This window comes from Streptomyces sp. NBC_00012 (genome assembly GCF_045040875.1).
GTDB lineage: Bacteria > Actinomycetota > Actinomycetes > Streptomycetales > Streptomycetaceae > Streptomyces.
The window spans coordinates 1,682,747-1,700,081 of record NZ_CP108309.1 but is presented as its reverse complement, the minus strand read 5'-3'; the positions used below and the strand labels follow the sequence as shown (position 1 = coordinate 1,700,081).

Sequence of the window (17,335 nt, the reverse complement as noted above, 5' to 3'; positions counted from 1 at the left end):
GCAGCAGCCGGTGATCACTTCTCGCGCAACGGCACGGACACGTACGACGGGTCCACCGGGGACGAGGAGAAGGTCAGCTGCGATCCGGTCGGGTTGTGCTCGATGTAGAGGGGGTCGACGGTGTCGATCACCAGGGTGAGACGGTGCCCGGCCGGAACGTCGTAGGCGGTGGAGAACAGCTCCAGGTCCACGGGGAACGGCCGGCCCGGCGTCCGCCCGTGGAAGGTATAGGGGGCGTTGCTGACCAGCTTGCCGAGTCCGAGCGGCCCTTCGTCGTAGAGATACGCGACGAAGGTGCCGCTCTCCTTGTTCGGGGTCACCGTGGTGTGGAGCTTCACCGTGCCGCGGATGCGCTGCTCCTTCGGGTACTTCCCGGACTGCCAGACGCCCGCGAAGGCACGGGGCAGCAGCGGGACGGAGGCGAGCGGCGGCAGCTTCACGAACTGGTCGAGGGCGTTGGACAGCATGACGATGCCGCCGTTGGCGCCCGAGTCGATGTTCGCGAGGATCCGCTTCGTGCCGTCGAGCCCGATCCGCTCCTCGGCGGCGCCCACCGACCTCCAGTCCGGGTAGCCCTCGTAGCCGCCGTCGGTACGGGACTTGAGCTGGACCGGTGGCTCCCGGTCGATCCCGTTGCGCTCGCCCTTGAGGTAGCGGTCGAACCAGCGGTGGGCGTCGGTCCAGGTGTCGTTGGGCAGGCCGAGCAGGCCGGTGGCCTCCGCCGTGGCGTGGTCGCCCGGACGGAACTCCAGGCGCTTGGGGCCGCTGAGCTTCTCGTAGAAGGAGGCGTACTGGTTGGGCGGGAAGATCGTGTCGCCCCAGGCGTTGCCCATCATGATGGCCGCGCCGTTGGCGTTGATCTCGTCGAGGCGTTCGGCGGGGGAGCGCTCCTTCCCCCAGGCGATCATGTCCTCCTCCCTGTCGAGGTCGGAGCCGAGGAAGTCGGTGAGTGTCCGGGTCAGTTCGTCCCCCGGGCGGCCGGTCAGCAGGCCGGCGCCGCCGAGCAGGGCTGCGGCCTGGAGGTGCTGGGTGCGGCCGCTGTAGATCGAGTCGATGAGATCGGCCCAGCCGCTGAGCGCGACCACGGCCTTGATCCGCTTGTCGTGCCCGGCCGCGAGGAGGCTGATGCCCGCGCCGTAGGAGACTCCGCCCATGCCGATGCGGTCCGGGTCGGACGGGGTGCTGGCGAGGGCCCAGTCGATGACCGAGGAGACGTCCGCGAGGTCCGGCGGGCCGGCGACCTCGATCTCGCCGCCGGAGAGCCAGAAGCCCCGCGAGGTGTAACTGACCACCACATAGCCGGAGTCGGCGAGCTGCTGCGCCTGGGCGAAGTACTCGATCTGCGGCATGCCCCAGCTGGTGGGCAGCACGATCAGCGGGTGTTTCGAGCCCGGCTCCGCTCCGGCGGGCGTGAACACATTGCCCTTGAGCGTGATCCCGCCGGAGCCGGGGATGTCGTGGAACTCCAGTCCCGGCGCGGACGCCGCGACCGGCGCGGCGGGCGGCAGGGCGGCGGCGGCCGGAGCCGCGGCGAGGGCGGCTCCGGCGAACAGGGCGGCGGCAGTTCCGATGGAAGTAGTGGTGCGCAGAGCCGGGTACGGACGTCCCACGGGTCACTCCTCACGCGTGGAGGGCAAAGTGACCCGACGGTAACCCCGGCCCCTTACTCGTGTTAACTCATCGGTAAGTTACGCGAGGGTAACAATCGCCGGGCCCGTATCGGCAGGCCCGGTGCCCCGGCCCGCTACAGCGCGCTCTTCGCCTGCCAGTCGGCCCACGACACGTTCCACGCCCCGTACCCGTTGCCCTCCGCGACCGTGCCCTTGGCGTCCGCGCCGGTGATCTCGAACGGGTCGCCGACCCGGACCTGCCCGTACAGCGCGCCGGCGTCGGCGTCGCTCATCCCGACACAGCCCGAACTGCGGTTGGCCACGCCGAAGTAGCCCGCGTTCCACGGTGCCGCGTGCGCGTACATCCCCGACCAGGTCAGCCGCATCGACGAGTCGACCATCTTGTCGTAGGCGTCGCCGAGGCCGACCGTCTCGGAGCGCATGTTGATCGTGCCCTCCTTGGACATCAGCACGGCTGTCCCGCGCCAGGACGCCTTCTCGCCGCCGGGGGTACCGGCCGACATGGGCACGTCCATGACCGTCTGCCCGTCCCGCTTCAGCGCCAGCCGGTGGCGGTCCAGGTCGACCTCGACCACCTGGTCGGCGCCGATCGTGAAGGTGGTCCGGTAGTCGCGTACGAACCAGCCGCCGGACGGGCCCGAGTCGATGCCGTTGAGATCGGCGTCGAGCGTGACCTTCGTGCCGGACTTCCAGTACTTCTCGGGCCGCCAGTCGACACGGTCCTTGCCGGAGTAGTCCTGCAACCAGCCCCAGGAACCCTCGGTGTCGTTCGAGGTGGAGACCTTCAGGGCCTTCTCGACCGCCGCCCTGTCCTTGACCGGGTTGTCGAAGACGATCGAGAGCGGCTGGGCGATGCCGACCGTGGTGTTCTTTCCGGGAGCCAGCGTCAGCTTGTTGACCTTGTCCGCGGCGGCGGTGGTGAAGCCGGCCTTGCCGCTGCCGCCCTCGGTGTTCTTCGCCTCGACGCCGTACGTCGTGCCGGGAGCGGCCGGCCGGTCCGATGTCCACGTCCTGCCGTCGGCGGATATCCGGCCGGTGAGCGTCTCGCCCCCGTCCGTGCTCACCGCGACCGACTTGAGCCTTCCGGTGTCGAGCGTCACCTTCACCGGCGTCCCCGGGGTGGCCCGGCCGCCCCGCAGGTTCACCGAGATCCTGGCCCCGGAGGACGCTGCCGCGCCGCCCTTGTCCGACTCCGGGCCCGAGGCGGCACCGGAACAGGCGGTGAGCATGGCACCGAGCGCCGCGGTACCGGCGACCAGAGTGAGCCGGACCGGGCGGCCGGACGGAGCGGTGCGGCGTGCGGGCCGACGTGCAGCGATCAACGGAAAGACCTCCAAGGCATTGCTTCTCGCCGAGGGAGAGGGGCGCATCCGGCATCAGGTTCCGCAAATCGCCCGAAAACGAGGAAACGCCCTGTGTGACATGTACCTCAGCACAACGGACACCGTCCGGCCCGACGCGTCGCCCGGCTCCGCCGCGGACCGTCGTCGGGCGTCCTGTGCGATGCGCGGCGCGGGGTACCCTCCACCCTTGACCGCGCAGAGTTGGGGGACACCGGTGGGCGGAACCGCGAACAGCACGTTGTACCGGGCGTTCCGGGCGCACCCGGCCCGCCGGTGACCGCCGCCGAAGCGACCACCACCGAGGTCGCGGACCACAAACCCCGTTCGGTGCTGCGCAACGGCGCCGTGATGGCGGCCGGCTCCGTCGTCTCCCGGGCGACCGGCTTCATACGCTCGGCGGTCGTCGTCGCCGCGCTCGGCACCGGGCTCCAGGCCGACGGGTACAACGTCGCCAACACCGTGCCCAACATCCTCTACACCCTGCTCATCGGCGGCGCGCTCAACGCCGTCTTCGTCCCCGAGCTGGTGCGCGCGGCGAAGAACCACGCCGACGGCGGAGCCGCGTACACCGACCGGCTGCTCACCGTCTGCGCCCTCGGCCTGATCGCCCTGACCGGCCTCACGGTCCTCGCCGCCCCGTGGATCGTCTCGGTCTACGCCCCCGGCTACCACGGCCCGCAGGCGGAACTGACCGTCGCCCTGGCCCGCTACTGCCTGCCGCAGATCCTCTTCTACGGGCTGTTCACCCTCCTCGGTCAAGTGCTCAACGCCCGGGGCCGGTTCGGCGCGATGATGTGGACCCCGGTCCTCAACAACGTGGTGATCATCGCCGTGTTCGGGCTCCACCTGACCATCGCGGCGGGCTCCGACGGCACACTGACCCCGGAGCAGGCCCGGCTGCTCGGCTGGGGCACGACGGCCGGGATCGTCGTCCAGACGCTCGCCCTGGTCCCCGCGCTGCGCGCCGCGAAATTCCGCTGGCGGCCCAGGTTCGACTGGCGCGGCAGCGGCCTCACCCGTCCGCTGCGAGCGGCCGGCTGGCTGGTCACGCTCGTGCTGACCAACCAGATCGCGTACTGGGTGGTGACCCGGCTCTCCACCACCGTCGGCCGGCGCGCCGCGGACATGGACCTGGCGGGAGGCCCCGGCTACACCGCGTACAGCTACGCCTTTCAGCTGTGGGTCGTCCCGCACGGCATCGTGACCGTCTCGCTCGTCACCGCGCTGATGCCCCGGATGAGCCGGGCGGCGGCCGACGGCGACCTGCCCGGCCTGCGCCGCGACGTCTCGTACGCCCTGCGCACCTCGGCGGCGGTCGTGGTGCCCGCGGTGGCCCTGCTGTTCGCGCTGGCACCGTGGGTGATGGGAGCGGTCTACGGGTACGGGCGCACGGACGACGCGGACATCGACGTGATGGCGGGCATGATGATGGCGTTCGCGCCCGGACTCATCGCCTACTCCGGGCAGTACGTGCTCTCCCGGGCGTTCTACGCGATGAGCGACACCCGCACCCCGTTCTTCCTCAACCTGGTGATCGCGGCGCTCAACGCCGGGCTGTCGGTCGCCGCCTATCTGCTGCTGCCGGTCCGCTGGGCCGTCACGGGGATGGCCGGCGCTTACTCCGTCGCGCTGTTCGCCGGCTTCGCCGCCACCGCGTACGTGCTGCACCGCAGAGTCGGTGGCGCGTCCTCACCGCTGCGCTCGCCCGCGCTGTGGGCGCAGCTCCGGCTCGCGGTGGCGGCCGTGCCCGCCGGTCTGCTCGGGTACCTGGCGGCCCGGTCCTGCGAGGGGGCCGGGGACTTCGCGGCGGTGGGCGCGGGCACCCTCGTGCTGCTGCTCATGGTGGCGCTGCTGGCGGGGCCGCTGCGGCTGCGGGAGGTCGACGCCGTGCTCGCGGCGGGGCGCAGGCGGCTGCGGCGGGCCTGAACCCGCCGGCGGCAGGCACTCAGCCCGTCGCCCGGTGCGAGTTGCGCGGCGGCGGTACGGGGGTCTGCGCGGCACGGGTCACATCGGCGACGAGCTCGACCACATCGGGGCCGTACGCCTGTGAGTTGACCACCTTCAGCAGCAGGCAGAAGGTGTTGTTGCCGTGCTTGCGGGCCAGCTTCTCGTAGTTGCGGGCGAGGTAGCGGGAAGCCGCCTGATTGGTGATCGCCTGCTGCCCGCAGAACAGGAACACCGGACGGGCGTCCTGACCGGCCGTCAGCCGCGCGAGCACCACGTACTCGGCGACCCCCTTCTCGACCCGGTAGCGCTCCGAACCGATCTGGAAGGCGTTGCGGTCGGGCCCGGGTTCGGGGTCGGTGTTCACCTTCACCCCGGGCAGCAGCGAGTGCAGATGGGCGGCCATCCGCCGGTTGGAGACCGGCCCGCCGACACAGAACTCGGTGCGCTCGCCGAAGCCCTGCTGCGCCACGTCGTGGGACAGGATCTGCGCGTGTGCCGAGCAGTCCTTGATCAGCGCGGAGAGTTCCAGCAGGGCGAAGACGTCGTGACGGTGGACCGAGCCGTCACCGCCCGCGTCGCGGTTGACGACCAGCAGGCACTCGGAATTGCCCGGCAGGCCGAAGAACGCCTGTTTGCGGCGGAGTTTGCGGCGCCAGAGATAGGTGCGGGCGATCCAGCCCAGGCAGGCGCTGATGCCGGCGGCTATCACGCCCAGCAGGATATTGCGTACGTCGTCAGTCATGGGCGGGCATGTTAGCGGGCATTCGACCTCGGCTTCACGGCGGACCTGACGGGGCGGGCGGCGCGGCGTTACCCTGCGCGGACGATCCAGCACTGGAGGTGCGCATGCGACGTTCCGTTGCGCGGAATGTGTCGTTGTCGGCTGTTCTCGCCGCTGTCGTCACGGTAGGGGCGGCGGCCCCGTCCTCGTCCGCGCCGCCGTCGGCCCCACCGCCCAAGTCGCCCGTCGCGGTGGGCTACGGAGGGGCGGTCGCCAGTGTCGACGCGGACGCGTCGGCCGCCGGTATCGAGGTGCTCCGCAAGGGCGGCAACGCGGTGGACGCCGCGGTGGCGACCGCGGCGGCGCTCGGTGTGACCGAGCCTTATTCGGCGGGCCTCGGCGGGGGCGGCTACTTCGTCTACTACGACGCCAAGAGACACACCGTGGAGACCATCGACGGCCGGGAGACGGCGCCGCGCAGCGCGGACTCCTCGCTGTTCCTGGAGAACGGCAAACCGCTCGCCTTCGACCAGGCCGTCACCAGCGGACTGGCCGTCGGCACTCCGGGCACCCCGGCCACCTGGGACACCGCGCTCGACACCTGGGGCAGCAAGTCGCTGCGGCAGGTGCTGAAGCCGGCCGAGCGGCTCGCCAGGGACGGCTTCGTCGTAGACAGCACCTTCCGCTCGCAGACCGAGGGCAACCAGGCCAGGTTCGCCGACTTCCCGGCGACCCGGAAGCTCTTCCTGCCCGGCGGCCGGTTGCCGGTGGTCGGCTCCGTGTTCAAGAACCCCGACCTGGCGCGCACCTACGCAGAGGTGGGCCGCAAGGGCATCGACGAGCTGTACCGGGGCGAGCTGGCCGACGACGTCGTACGGACCGTCCGCAACCCGCCCGTCGACCCCGACTCCACCCGGGTGGTGCGGCCCGGCGACCTCACCGCGAAGGACCTGCGGTCCTACCGGGCGCTGCGGCAGGCACCGACGAAGAGCGGCTACCGCGGCCTCGACGTGTACGGCATGGCACCCTCGTCGTCCGGCGGCACCAGCGTCGGCGAGGCGCTCAACATCCTTGAATCCACTGACCTTTCGAAGGCGAGCGAGGCACAGTATCTGCACCGCTACATCGAGGCGAGCCGGATCGCCTTCGCGGACCGCGGGCGATGGGTGGGCGACCCGGCGTTCGAGGACGTGCCGACGCGGGGGCTGCTCAGCCGGCGGTTCGCCGATGCGCGGGAGTGCCTGATCAAGGACGACTCGGTGCTGACCAGCCCGCTGGCGCCGGGCGATCCGAGCCACCCGGCCGACTGCGGGGCCGGCGCAGCGGCCGCGCCGACGACGTACGAGGGGGAGAACACCACCCATCTGACCGCGGCCGACAAGTGGGGCAACGTCGTCGCGTACACCCTGACGATCGAGCAGACCGGCGGCAGCGGGATCACCGTGCCGGGACGTGGCTTCCTGCTCAACAACGAGCTGACGGACTTCTCGTTCGCGCCCGCCAACCCCGCCGTGCACGACCCGAATCTGCCCGGCCCGGGCAAGCGCCCGCGCTCGTCCATCTCGCCGACGATCGTGCTGAAGAACGGCGAGCCGGTGCTGGCGCTGGGGTCGCCCGGTGGCGCCACGATCATCACGACCGTGCTCCAGTCGCTCATCGGCACGGTCGACCGGGGTCTCCCGCTGGTCGACGCCATCGCGGCGCCGCGCGCCAGCCAGCGCAACTCGGCGACGACGGAGCTCGAACCGGGGCTGTGGGACAGCCCGGTCCGGGCAGAACTGGAGTCGCTGGGGCACGCCTTCAAGCTCAACCCGGAGATCGGGGCGGCGACAGGTGTGCAGCGACTGCCGGACGGACGGTGGCTGGCGGCCGCCGAGAAGGTGCGCAGGGGCGGCGGCTCGGCGATGGTCGTGAGGCCGAGCGGACGCCCGTGACGGTCGCCGGCAGCAATCGGTGACGATGCGTCAATAACCATCTGTGCGGGGCTGGTTACCGGTGAGCATTCGCCAGGAGCCAGCCCCGCGGTCTTGACGGGGGCATCCGTGCGGGGCCATGTTGTGCGCGTCGGTAAGGAAAGTTTCCTAATGGAAGGGCACCCCCACTGTGCGTACCCGAACGCTCGCCCTCGCCGCCGCCTCCGGCGCAGCCCTGCTCGCGACCATCACCCTGACCCCGGCCGCACACGCCGGTCCGGCCTCAGGCACGGACCTCAAGGAGGGCTCCGTCAGCGCGGCCGATCTGCTGGCCAAGGTCACCTCGTGCTCGCAGATCTCCAACGGCAAGTACCGTGCGGACGAGGAGACTTCGGCGACCATTCCGGTCTGCGGCAAGAACGGCGCCGTGTTCTGGAAGGCCGACATGGACATCGACTGCGACGGTGAGATCACCGTCGCCTGCAACGAGGACACCGACCCCTGGTTCCAGAACGGGACGGCGTTCGAGACCTCCGCCGGAAAGCCCCTGAACGCCGAGAAGCTGCCGTACGTCGTCGTCCCGAGCGTCAGCAGCATCTGGAACTACGGCGACGCCGGGATCAAGGGCGGCGGTGTCGTGGCCGTCATCTACAACAACAAGGTCGAGTACGCGGTCGTCGGCGACACCGGCCCCAACAAGATCATCGGTGAGGCGTCGTACGCCACCGCCAAGGCCCTCGGCATCGACCCGGACCCGGAGACCGGCGGCGCGGAATCCGGCGTCACCTACATCCTGTTCAAGAACTCCAAGGTGTCGCCGATCGAGAGCCACAGTGCCGCCGTCACCGCGGGCGACGCCCTCGCCAAGCAGTTCATACAGAACAACTAACTCGACTCTGTCGGTGATCTCGGATGGTCGAGGTCAGGTGCCGAGGGTCCGCCAGGACTTTGATCGGGGGATCCGCTGCTGGTCCAGCAAGGTTTGAAAGGCGGTCGACAGTCTTGTTGGAGGGGCTTCCTGGGTTACTGGCCGGGTCAGGTCGCGCACCGCGGCCAGGACGTGAGTGGAGTCGGTGCGCTGGGTGGTGCGCTCGCGCACGAGTCCGGCCTCTTTCGGACGCGCGAGCACCAGATCGAGAAGACGGTCGGCGCGGTCGTCCTGGGCCAGGCGCTCGCGGAAGTCGGCCAGCACACTGTGGTGGAAGCCGGGATCATCCAGTTCCATGGCCATCGCGTACTTGAAATCGATGCGGCAGCGGACCGCTTCCGCTGCCTGCCGGTCCGACAGACCGAGCAGGAACTGCAGGACACAGACGGTGGCCAGTTGGGCGGGTGAGAGCCCGGGGCGTCCGTCACGCGGGTACCAGCCCGCGAAGTCCTCGTCGCACCACAGCCCGTCCAGCCGGTCTCTCACCCACATCGCCGTCGTACCGCCCGGGTTGCTCGCCCGCGCGATTCGCGCGGTCAGAGACGGGACTTGCTCACCGGAACGAGGGCGGAGCGACAACGGACACCTCGGTAGCTACATCGGTCTTCGGAGCAGCCCTTAGCGGTTCGCCCTGGGTGGTTGGCGGCTTTGCCCGGCCCGGCGCCCGGGGTCGGTCACAGCGCGGTCAGGATGCGCGGGCCGTCGTCGGTGATCGCCACCGTGTGCTCGGCGTGCGCGGCCCGGCTGCCGTCGGACGTGCGCAGCGTCCAGCCGTCCCGGTCCGGATGGAAGGCGTCGTTCCCGCTGCCGATCAGCATCGGCTCGATCGCCAGCACCATCCCGTGCCGCAACGGCATGCCGCGACCCGGCCGTCCCTCGTTGGGGACGGCCGGGTCCTCGTGCATCGACCGGCCGATGCCGTGGCCCCCGAACCCCTCCGGAATGCCGTATCCCGCACCTCGGCAGACCGTGCCGATCGCATGCGCGATGTCGCCGATCCGATTGCCGACGACCGCCGCCGCGATGCCTGCCTCCAGTGCCTCGAAGGCCGTCTCGACGAGCCGGGTGTCGGCGGGCCGGGCCCGCCCGACGGTGAAGCTGATCGCCGAGTCACCGGCCCAGCCCCCCAGCGTCGCGCCCGCGTCGATGCTCACCAGATCACCGTCGCGCAGCCGCTGGTCGGTCGGGATGCCGTGCACGATCGCGTCGTTGACCGACGCGCAGATCACGGCGGGGAAGGGGGTGGGTGCGAAATGCGGCCGGTAGTTCAGGAACGGCGATCCGGCGCCGGCGTCACGCAGCACGCCACCTCGTCCAGTTCGCGCAGGGAGACGCCGACCGCGGCCGCTTCCTGTGCGGCGGTCAGCAGCTGAGCCACGACCCGGCCGGTCTCGCGCATCGCTTCGATGGATGTGTCTGCCTTGAGCTGCACCATGCCAATTACTATACCGGTCGCGGCGGTATTAGAATGACGGCATGGTACGAACGCCCCTGACCCCGGAAGAGCGCCGTCGCGGCGAACGCCTCGGCGTGCTGCTGCGTGAGGCGCGCGGCGGGCGCAGCATGGTCGAGATCGCGGCGAGCGCCGGAATCTCCGCCGAGACGCTGCGCAAGATCGAGACGGGCCGCGCCCCCACCCCCGCCTTCTTCACGGTCGCCGCGCTGGCCGGGGCGCTCGGACTCTCGATGGACGAGATCCTCGCCCGCTGCGCCCCGGAGCCGGAGGCGGTCCCACTGGCCGGGTAGGGGCCGGCGGACCCGATGGGGACCGCATCGCGCTCGAAAACCCCGCGTCGCCGTGGCGCAACACGGCTGATGTCGAATGCTCGCGGGCTGGAAGGCTCCGGCCGACGCCGGCGAGAGCAGGATTGACAGAGCGTCAACACGCTGGAGAAATACGGGAATTCACGCGATACCTGCGGGACCTCGTGGCACTGCTGGACCCCGGATTCCCTCCCCCGGAGCCCCGGATTCCCTCCCCCGGAGCCCCGGAGCCCCGGAGCCCCGGAGCCCCGGCCGTGCCGGTCTCAGGGCACCTCGGCCCCGTCGGCCTGCACGATGTGATCGAGCCGCGTCACCCGGTCCTTCCCGGGCTGCGGTGGGTAGAACCGCCGGGCCCAGCGCCGGAACGGGCCGATCGGGCCGTCGCCGGGAGCGAGCCGGGGCGGTTGCTGGTACTGCTTGTGGTTCCAGATCGGGAAGTCCGCGGCCGTGAACTCACAACTGGACTTGAAGACGGCGCGGTCCAGCAGCCTGGCCGCGGTACGGCTCACCGCGCGGGCGAGCGGGGCCGGCAGCCTGGCCGGCTCGGCGAACGAGATGCGGTTGAGCTGGCGGAACTGCATCCGGTTGGGCGCGATCGCCGTGGGCATCACCATCGTGCACATCCGTAGTCCCAGCCGGGGCGTGTGCACATCGGCGTGCAGGCAGCCGAGTCCGTAGCCGTCCACGTCCACATCGACGACGAAACTGCCCAGCAGCGGCGCCGACTCGTGGGCCCGCATGGACACATGGAACGCGGCGTCGTCGTAGACCACGGGCCCGCCGATCTCGGCCCTGTCCCAGCCGTGCAGGGTGGCGAAATGCCCGAGGTCCACCGAGTTCTCGATGACTTCCTGGACGTTGCCGGCCAATTCCCAGGCCGCGCTCCGCGCGGGCCGGTGACCGATCCTGTGCCAGTCGGGGATGAACCAGTCCGGAGCCCGGCCGTCGTGGTGCCGCCAGACGAACACGGCACCGTTGACCTCGTGCACCGGCAGCTGCGACAACGGCGACCGCGGTGGCGTCGTGTCGTACCCCGTGCGCACACACGTGCCGTCCGGGCCGAACGCGAAGAAGTGGAAGGGACATACGAGATCGTCCCCGTCGACCTTCGCCAGACCGAGGTGGGCGCCCAGATGCGGGCAGTACGGACGGACGGCGCGGACCGCCCCGCTGCCCAGCCGGTACAGCACCACGTCCTGACCCGCCAGCGGACGGGTGAGCACCGTGCCCGGCCGCAGCTCCTCGGAGAACGCCAGTGCGGCCCAGCCGCTCGGATAGGGCAAGGCGGGCGCGCCCGCAGCATCGGCCGGTGTCGGCCCCTCGCTGATGGCGCGCCCGTACTCGCGTGACTGTCCCACCACATCCCCTTCCGGATCGGGTCGCCCGGAGCCTGCCCAGACCGACCCGGAATCCTCCCGGAACACCGCAGATCACCCTGACGGGAAGAAATGTGGCGGAGGTTGACGGGATGCTCAGTGTGCCCGCTGCTCGTACCCCACGAGCCTGACGCAGACGGCGAGCCCCGCGATCGCCTGTTCCAGCTCCGTGAGCCCGGGGTAGCTGGGGGCGATCCGGATGACCGCGTCGCGCGGGTCGTCGCCGTACGGGTGCGTGGCACCGGCCGGGGTCAGCACGATGCCCGCATCGGCGGCACGGCGTACGACCTCCTTGGCACAGCCGTCCGGCACCTCCAGGGTGACGAAGTACCCGCCCTTGGGCGAGGTCCAGGCCGCGAGCCCGGTGGAGCCGAGCTCGGCGTCCAGGATCCGGGCCACCGCCTCGAACTTGGGCTGGAGCAGGGCACGCTGGCGCTCCATGTGGCCCCGCACCCCGTCGGCGTCGCGCAGGAACATCACGTGCCGCAGCTGGTTGATCTTGTCCGGGCCGATCGAACGCTTGGCGTTGTTGCCGAGCAGCCACTGGAGGTTCGCGGACGACGAGCCGAAGAACGCGACGCCCGCGCCCGCCGCGGTGATCTTCGAGGTGGAGCCGAACACGAATGCCCGGTCCGGGTTGCCGGCCTCGGCGCAGCCGGCGAGCAGATCGGCTGTTTCGACGGGCTCGTCGGTGAGGTGGTGGGCGGCGTAGGCGTTGTCCCAGAAGATCCGGAAGTCGGGAGCGGCCGTGCTCATCGAGGCGAGCCGGGCCACGGTCGCGTCGCTGTAGCAGGCGCCGTCCGGGTTGCTGTACTTCGGCACGCACCAGATGCCCTTGACCGTCGGGTCCTCGGCGACGAGCCGCTCCACGGTCTCCATGTCCGGGCCGTCGGCGGTCATCGGCACCGGGATCATGTCGATCCCGAAGCGCTCGCAGAGTGCGAAGTGCCGGTCGTAGCCGGGCACCGGACACAGGAACGCGATCCGCTCCTGGTCCACCCAGCGCGACTCGGCGCCCGGCACCACGCTCAGCAGGGCGTGCACCAGGCAGTCGTGCATCAGCTCGAGGCTGGAGTTCCCGGCCGCGATCAGCCGGTCCGCCGGCACCTGGAGCACCTCGGCGAAGATCTCCCGGAGCTCGGGCAGTCCCTGGAGCCCGCCGTAGTTGCGTACGTCGGTGCCGTCGGCGGAGGTGTGCCGCCCGCCGGGCAGGCTCAGCAGGTCCTCGGAGAGGTCGAGCTGCTCGGGGGCGGGCTTGCCCCGGGTGAGGTCGAGCGAGAGGCCCAGTCCCACCAGGTCCTGGTAGTCCTGACGGGCCCGGTCGAGGAGCCCGGACAGGGCGTCGGGGCTCAGCTCGGTGGTCATGGTGGTGTTTCCTCTCGCAGGTGCCGCTCGGAAAAGGGCGCCTGCCGAGAATACAAACCGGCGTGGGGGAGCGAAGGGCCGGGAGTCCTGGTGGCCGCCGGCGGATCTCCCCGGGCGGGAAGCGGCGGGGCCCACCTCGGCCACCGCCTGACCGGCCGAACGGACGTGTGGACCGCACGGGTGTGAAACGCGATCGACTCAGCCGGTTCACCGCGATGGTCTTGCCCCGCTGTGTGGCGGGGCTTACGTTCTCCTCACGCACGTGTCTACGGGCGTAGAAACGCGTTGAGGCTCTCTGACGCCGCGTCGAAGGAGCAGCTCATGTCCCAAGTCGTACGCGCCGCACTAGTCCAGGCGACCTGGACCGGCGACACCGAATCGATGATCGCCAAGCATGAGGAGCATGCGCGCGAGGCCGCCCGGCAGGGCGCGAAGATCATCGGCTTCCAGGAGGTGTTCAACGCCCCCTACTTCTGCCAGGTACAGGAACCCGAGCACTACCGCTGGGCCGAGCCCGTTCCGGACGGGCCGACCGTCCGCCGGATGCAGGAGCTCGCCCGCGAGACCGGCATGGTGATCGTCGTGCCGGTCTTCGAGGTCGAGCAGTCCGGCTTCTACTACAACACCGCCGCCGTGATCGATGCGGACGGCTCCTACCTCGGCAAGTACCGCAAGCACCACATCCCGCAGGTCAAGGGGTTCTGGGAGAAGTACTACTTCAAGCCCGGGAACGTGGGCTGGCCGGTCTTCGACACCGCAGTCGGCAAGGTGGGCGTCTATATCTGCTACGACCGGCACTTCCCCGAGGGATGGCGCCAACTTGGCCTCAACGGTGCCCAGTTGGTCTACAACCCGTCCGCCACCTCGCGCGGTCTCTCCGGCTATCTCTGGCAGTTGGAACAGCCCGCGTCCGCCGTCGCGAACGAGTACTTCGTCGCCGCGATCAACCGCGTCGGCCAGGAGGAGTACGGCGACAACGACTTCTACGGAACCAGCTACTTCGTCGACCCGCGCGGCCAGTTCGTCGGTGAGGTGGCCAGCGACAAGGAGGAGGAACTCGTCGTCCGCGACCTCGACTTCGGCCTCATCGACGAGGTCAGGCAGCAGTGGGCGTTCTACCGGGACCGCCGCCCCGACGCGTACGAAGGACTGGTGGAGCCGTGAGCAATCTGCACCAACGGCATCTCGCCGTCAGCCCCGACTGGCTGGCGCTCTATTACAAGCATCCCCTGGAGATCACCCACGGCGAGGGCCGCCATGTCTGGGACGCCGACGGCAGGCGCTACCTCGACTTCTTCGGCGGCATCCTCACCACCATGACCGCCCACGCACTGCCCGAGGTGACCAAGGCGGTCAGCGAGCAGGCCGGCCGCATCATCCACTCGTCCACGCTCTACCTCAACCGGCCGATGGTCGAGCTGGCCGAGCGCATCGCCACACTGTCCGGCATCCCGGACGCCCGGGTCTTCTTCACCACCTCCGGCACCGAGGCCAACGACACCGCACTGCTGCTCGCCACCACGTACCGCGGGTCGAACCAGGTCCTCGCGATGCGCAACAGCTACCACGGCAGATCGTTCTCCGCCGTCGGAATCACCGGCAACAACGCCTGGTCGCCGACCAGCCTGTCGCCGTTGCAGACGCTGTACGTGCACGGCGGCGTCCGTACCCGGGGACCGTACGAGCACCTGGGCGACGCGGAGTTCATCAAGGCCTGTGTCGCCGATCTGGAGGACCTGCTCGGGCACACCCGCGCACCGGCCGCCCTGATCGCCGAGCCGATCCAGGGCGTCGGAGGGTTCACCTCACCGCCCGACGGGCTGTACGCGGCGTTCCGCCAGGTCCTGGACCGGCACGGCGTCCTGTGGATCTCCGACGAGGTGCAGACCGGCTGGGGCCGGACCGGCGAACACTTCTGGGGCTGGCAGGCGCACGGCCGCAACGGCCCGCCGGACATCCTCACCTTCGCCAAGGGCATCGGCAACGGCATGTCGATCGGCGGTGTCGTGGCCCGGGCAGAAGTCATGAACTGCCTGGACGCCAACTCCATTTCGACGTTCGGCGGTTCTCCGGTCACCATGGCGGCCGGGCTCGCCAACCTCTCCTACCTCCTCGAACACGACCTGCAGGGCAACGCCCGGCGCGTCGGCGGTCTGCTGATCGAGCGGCTGCGGGCGATCGGCGCGGGTTCGAGTTGCGTACGGGAGGTGCGCGGCCGGGGCCTGATGGTCGGCATCGAGCTGGTGAAGCCCGGCACCGACGAGGCGAATCCGGAGGCCGCCTCGGCCGTGCTCGAAGCGGCCCGCGAGGGCGGCCTGCTCATCGGCAAGGGCGGCGGCCACAACACCAGCGTGCTGCGGATCGCGCCGCCGCTCTCGCTGACCATCCCGGAGGCGGAGGAGGGGGCGGAGATCCTGGCCGAGGCTCTCCGGTCGGTGGACTGAGCCCGGCGGTCCGGGGGTCCGCCGGGCTCAGTCCGGCGGACCGACCGGTGGATGGGCCCCGGCCTCGGGGGCGGCTGCGGGGCTCAGCCGGGCCGTCCTCGCGCCCTGCGGAACGGCCAGCTCAAGACGCTCGACGGTGTTGCTGTCGGCCCGGTAGGACTTGACGAGCTGCGGGGTGCCGCCGTCGTACGAGACGTAGACGTCGCCGGTCTGGGGGCCGTCGACCCGGTAGTTCGTCGCGTACGAGACGGTTGCCTTCGCCGCGCCGTTGAGCCGGTACGCGGGGCTGACCAGGGTGGAGTCGAACTGTCCGGCGCCGTGTGCCTTGTCGTCCCACTCGTCGGAGTCGGCGACCGCGAACACATCACGGGCGCGGACGTTCGTCTCGCGGCCCTGGCCGCGTTCGGCGTCGGTCCAGAACTCGTCCGTGGCGAAGGACCAGCCGCGCCACTCGGTGACGCCGCCGGACGGCATCTTCGAGTTGTCGATCGACCAGCCCTCGGGCGCGGTGTTCGTCCACCCCTTGGCGTCGGCCGGGAGCTTGCTCTCGTCGACGCGAGTGCGCAGCGAGGGGCGCAGCGCGTCGAAGGCGTCCGGCTTCAGCTCGGCGAGCGAGGTGCCGTCGAGGTTCCAGGCGGGGTCCGTGGCGACGCCCTCGTGGCGCAGCACGGTGGGTGCGATGTCGGTGATCTCGACGTCGTCGCGTACCGAACCGGGGCTGATGCCCTTGCCCTGGGCGATCACGAACGTGCCGCGCTCCAGCGGGGTGTTGCCGCCGTGCCCGCCGGTGGGGGTGTGGCCGTGGTCGGCGGTGAGGACGACGAGCCAGTCCTCCTGCGCGTACGTCGGACGCGACGTCACGGCGTCGAGCAGCCGGCCGATCTGGGCGTCGGCGGTGTTGAGGGCCTTGAGGTAGGTGTCGCTCAAGGAGCCGGTGCTGTGGCCGGCGCCGTCGACCTCGTCGAGGTGGACGAAGGTGGAGTCGGGGTTGCCGTGGGCGAGGTAGTCGGCGGCCTTGGCCGTGGTGCCCTCGTCGTTGCCGCCGGCGATCCGCAGATCGGTCTTCGCGCCGAAGACGATCTGGGGGATCGGGCTCCAGGTGCCGACCACCAGGGTGGACGTGGCCGGGTCGGCGGTCTCCAGCCGGGTCGCGTAGTCCGGGTACTGGCCGTAGTTCGGGGCCGTGAAGTTGTTGTCCTTCACGTTGTGCTTGTCGGGCCAGACTCCGGTGGCGATGGACGACCAGCCGGCGCCGGAGACGGTCGGGGCCATCGGGTTGGCGTACAGGTTGCTCCGGGCGGTCAGGCCCTTGGCCATCAGCTGCTGGATGTGCGGTACGTCGGCGCGCGAGAAGGCGTCGAAGGTGGCGCCGTCGACGCCGATGACCAGGGTCTTCGCCTGCTTGGTGCCGGACGGCAGACCGGCGTACGGGGCGGCGGCCGGGGCCTGGGACCCCTGGGCGTTGGCGGTGGTCGTGGCGAGCGGCAGTGCGACGGCGGCGACGGTGGCGGCGGCCAGCACCGTACGCGCGGAGCGCGACCGGGACACGAGATCCTCCGGGATCGGTCGTTGGACACCGGACCGCGGGGGCGTCCGGTGATGTGTCCGAGGCTCGCCGTCGGTGGTGATCGGATCACACCACGTACGGGACGGGCGCATGAACCGTACCCAACATTTGGACCAGACCCGTAATCGTTTTGTTGTCAATCGGGCCGGTGGGTGCCGCCCGCCCGGTCGACGCGTGGACGGATGTCCGTGGGGCGTGCGTTGTGGGCCGGTGGAGTGCCGGGCGGGTGAAACCGAAACGTCTTCAGTGGTTGGCGGCAGCGGTATTGCCACAGTGGGTAACCCGCTTCTACGTTCTTCATCACGCACCTTGTCTACGTGCGTAGACCCATTCCGC

General features: G+C 70.4%; 13 protein-coding genes and 1 pseudogene. 6 read left to right on the top strand and 8 right to left on the bottom strand.

The features are described from left to right. Positions 1–14 precede the first annotated feature (14 nt). Entirely contained in the window at positions 15–1,610 is a 1,596-nt protein-coding gene (locus tag OHA19_RS07880; RefSeq protein ID WP_405749754.1) for a CocE/NonD family hydrolase, read from the bottom strand. A gap of 134 nt (positions 1,611–1,744) precedes the next feature. Then, positions 1,745–3,001: an Ig-like domain-containing protein gene (locus OHA19_RS07875; protein ID WP_405718227.1), complete on the bottom strand. Its 1,257-nt coding sequence runs from the start codon at positions 2,999–3,001 to the stop codon at positions 1,745–1,747. Between the two features lie 246 nt (positions 3,002–3,247). Here OHA19_RS07875 and murJ point away from each other — a divergent pair, with 246 nt between their 5' ends. After that, the gene (gene murJ, locus OHA19_RS07870; RefSeq protein WP_405718230.1) at positions 3,248–4,900 is read left to right on the top strand and encodes a murein biosynthesis integral membrane protein MurJ; all 1,653 of its coding nucleotides are present in this window, start codon (positions 3,248–3,250) and stop codon (positions 4,898–4,900) included. A gap of 19 nt (positions 4,901–4,919) precedes the next feature. Here the strand turns inward: murJ and OHA19_RS07865 are convergent, their stop codons facing one another. Next, positions 4,920–5,663: a hypothetical protein gene (locus OHA19_RS07865; protein WP_405718233.1), complete on the bottom strand. Its 744-nt coding sequence runs from the start codon at positions 5,661–5,663 to the stop codon at positions 4,920–4,922. A 104-nt stretch (positions 5,664–5,767) separates the two neighbouring features. Here OHA19_RS07865 and ggt point away from each other — a divergent pair, with 104 nt between their 5' ends. Further along, complete coding sequence (gene ggt, locus OHA19_RS07860; protein WP_405718235.1) at positions 5,768–7,576, top strand: gamma-glutamyltransferase; 1,809 nt, start codon at positions 5,768–5,770, stop codon at positions 7,574–7,576. A gap of 169 nt (positions 7,577–7,745) precedes the next feature. Next, positions 7,746–8,444, top strand: a complete 699-nt coding sequence (locus tag OHA19_RS07855; RefSeq protein WP_405718237.1) for a glycoside hydrolase family 75 protein — start codon at positions 7,746–7,748, stop codon at positions 8,442–8,444. Positions 8,445–8,477: 33 nt separating this feature from the next. On the opposite strand, the gene OHA19_RS07850 is transcribed toward OHA19_RS07855, so the two are convergent. Together OHA19_RS07850 and map are read right to left on the bottom strand one after the other, a co-directional pair. Next, positions 8,478–8,969: a transposase gene (locus tag OHA19_RS07850; protein ID WP_405718239.1), complete on the bottom strand. Its 492-nt coding sequence runs from the start codon at positions 8,967–8,969 to the stop codon at positions 8,478–8,480. Positions 8,970–9,157: 188 nt separating this feature from the next. After that, positions 9,158–9,918, bottom strand: a pseudogene (map, locus tag OHA19_RS07845) (type I methionyl aminopeptidase). A gap of 41 nt (positions 9,919–9,959) precedes the next feature. Between map and OHA19_RS07840 the strand changes: the two are divergent. Next, the gene (locus tag OHA19_RS07840; RefSeq protein WP_405718242.1) at positions 9,960–10,229 is read left to right on the top strand and encodes a helix-turn-helix domain-containing protein; all 270 of its coding nucleotides are present in this window, start codon (positions 9,960–9,962) and stop codon (positions 10,227–10,229) included. A 281-nt stretch (positions 10,230–10,510) separates the two neighbouring features. On the opposite strand, the gene OHA19_RS07835 is transcribed toward OHA19_RS07840, so the two are convergent. After that, complete coding sequence (locus OHA19_RS07835) at positions 10,511–11,605, bottom strand: Rieske 2Fe-2S domain-containing protein (protein ID WP_405718245.1); 1,095 nt, start codon at positions 11,603–11,605, stop codon at positions 10,511–10,513. Positions 11,606–11,719: 114 nt separating this feature from the next. Next, positions 11,720–12,988: an aminotransferase class I/II-fold pyridoxal phosphate-dependent enzyme gene (locus tag OHA19_RS07830; protein ID WP_405718248.1), complete on the bottom strand. Its 1,269-nt coding sequence runs from the start codon at positions 12,986–12,988 to the stop codon at positions 11,720–11,722. A 321-nt stretch (positions 12,989–13,309) separates the two neighbouring features. Here OHA19_RS07830 and OHA19_RS07825 point away from each other — a divergent pair, with 321 nt between their 5' ends. After that, positions 13,310–14,152 (top strand): nitrilase-related carbon-nitrogen hydrolase, encoded by an 843-nt coding sequence (locus OHA19_RS07825; protein WP_405718250.1) that lies wholly within the window; start codon positions 13,310–13,312, stop codon positions 14,150–14,152. Next, positions 14,149–15,432: an aspartate aminotransferase family protein gene (locus tag OHA19_RS07820; protein ID WP_405718252.1), complete on the top strand. Its 1,284-nt coding sequence runs from the start codon at positions 14,149–14,151 to the stop codon at positions 15,430–15,432. The genes OHA19_RS07825 and OHA19_RS07820 overlap by 4 nt, the downstream gene beginning before the upstream one ends. 27 nt (positions 15,433–15,459) lie before the next feature. Here OHA19_RS07820 and OHA19_RS07815 read toward each other — a convergent pair whose 3' ends face one another. Beyond that, the gene (locus OHA19_RS07815; protein ID WP_405718254.1) at positions 15,460–16,980 is read right to left on the bottom strand and encodes an alkaline phosphatase family protein; all 1,521 of its coding nucleotides are present in this window, start codon (positions 16,978–16,980) and stop codon (positions 15,460–15,462) included. Between the last annotated feature and the right edge of the window lie 355 nt (positions 16,981–17,335).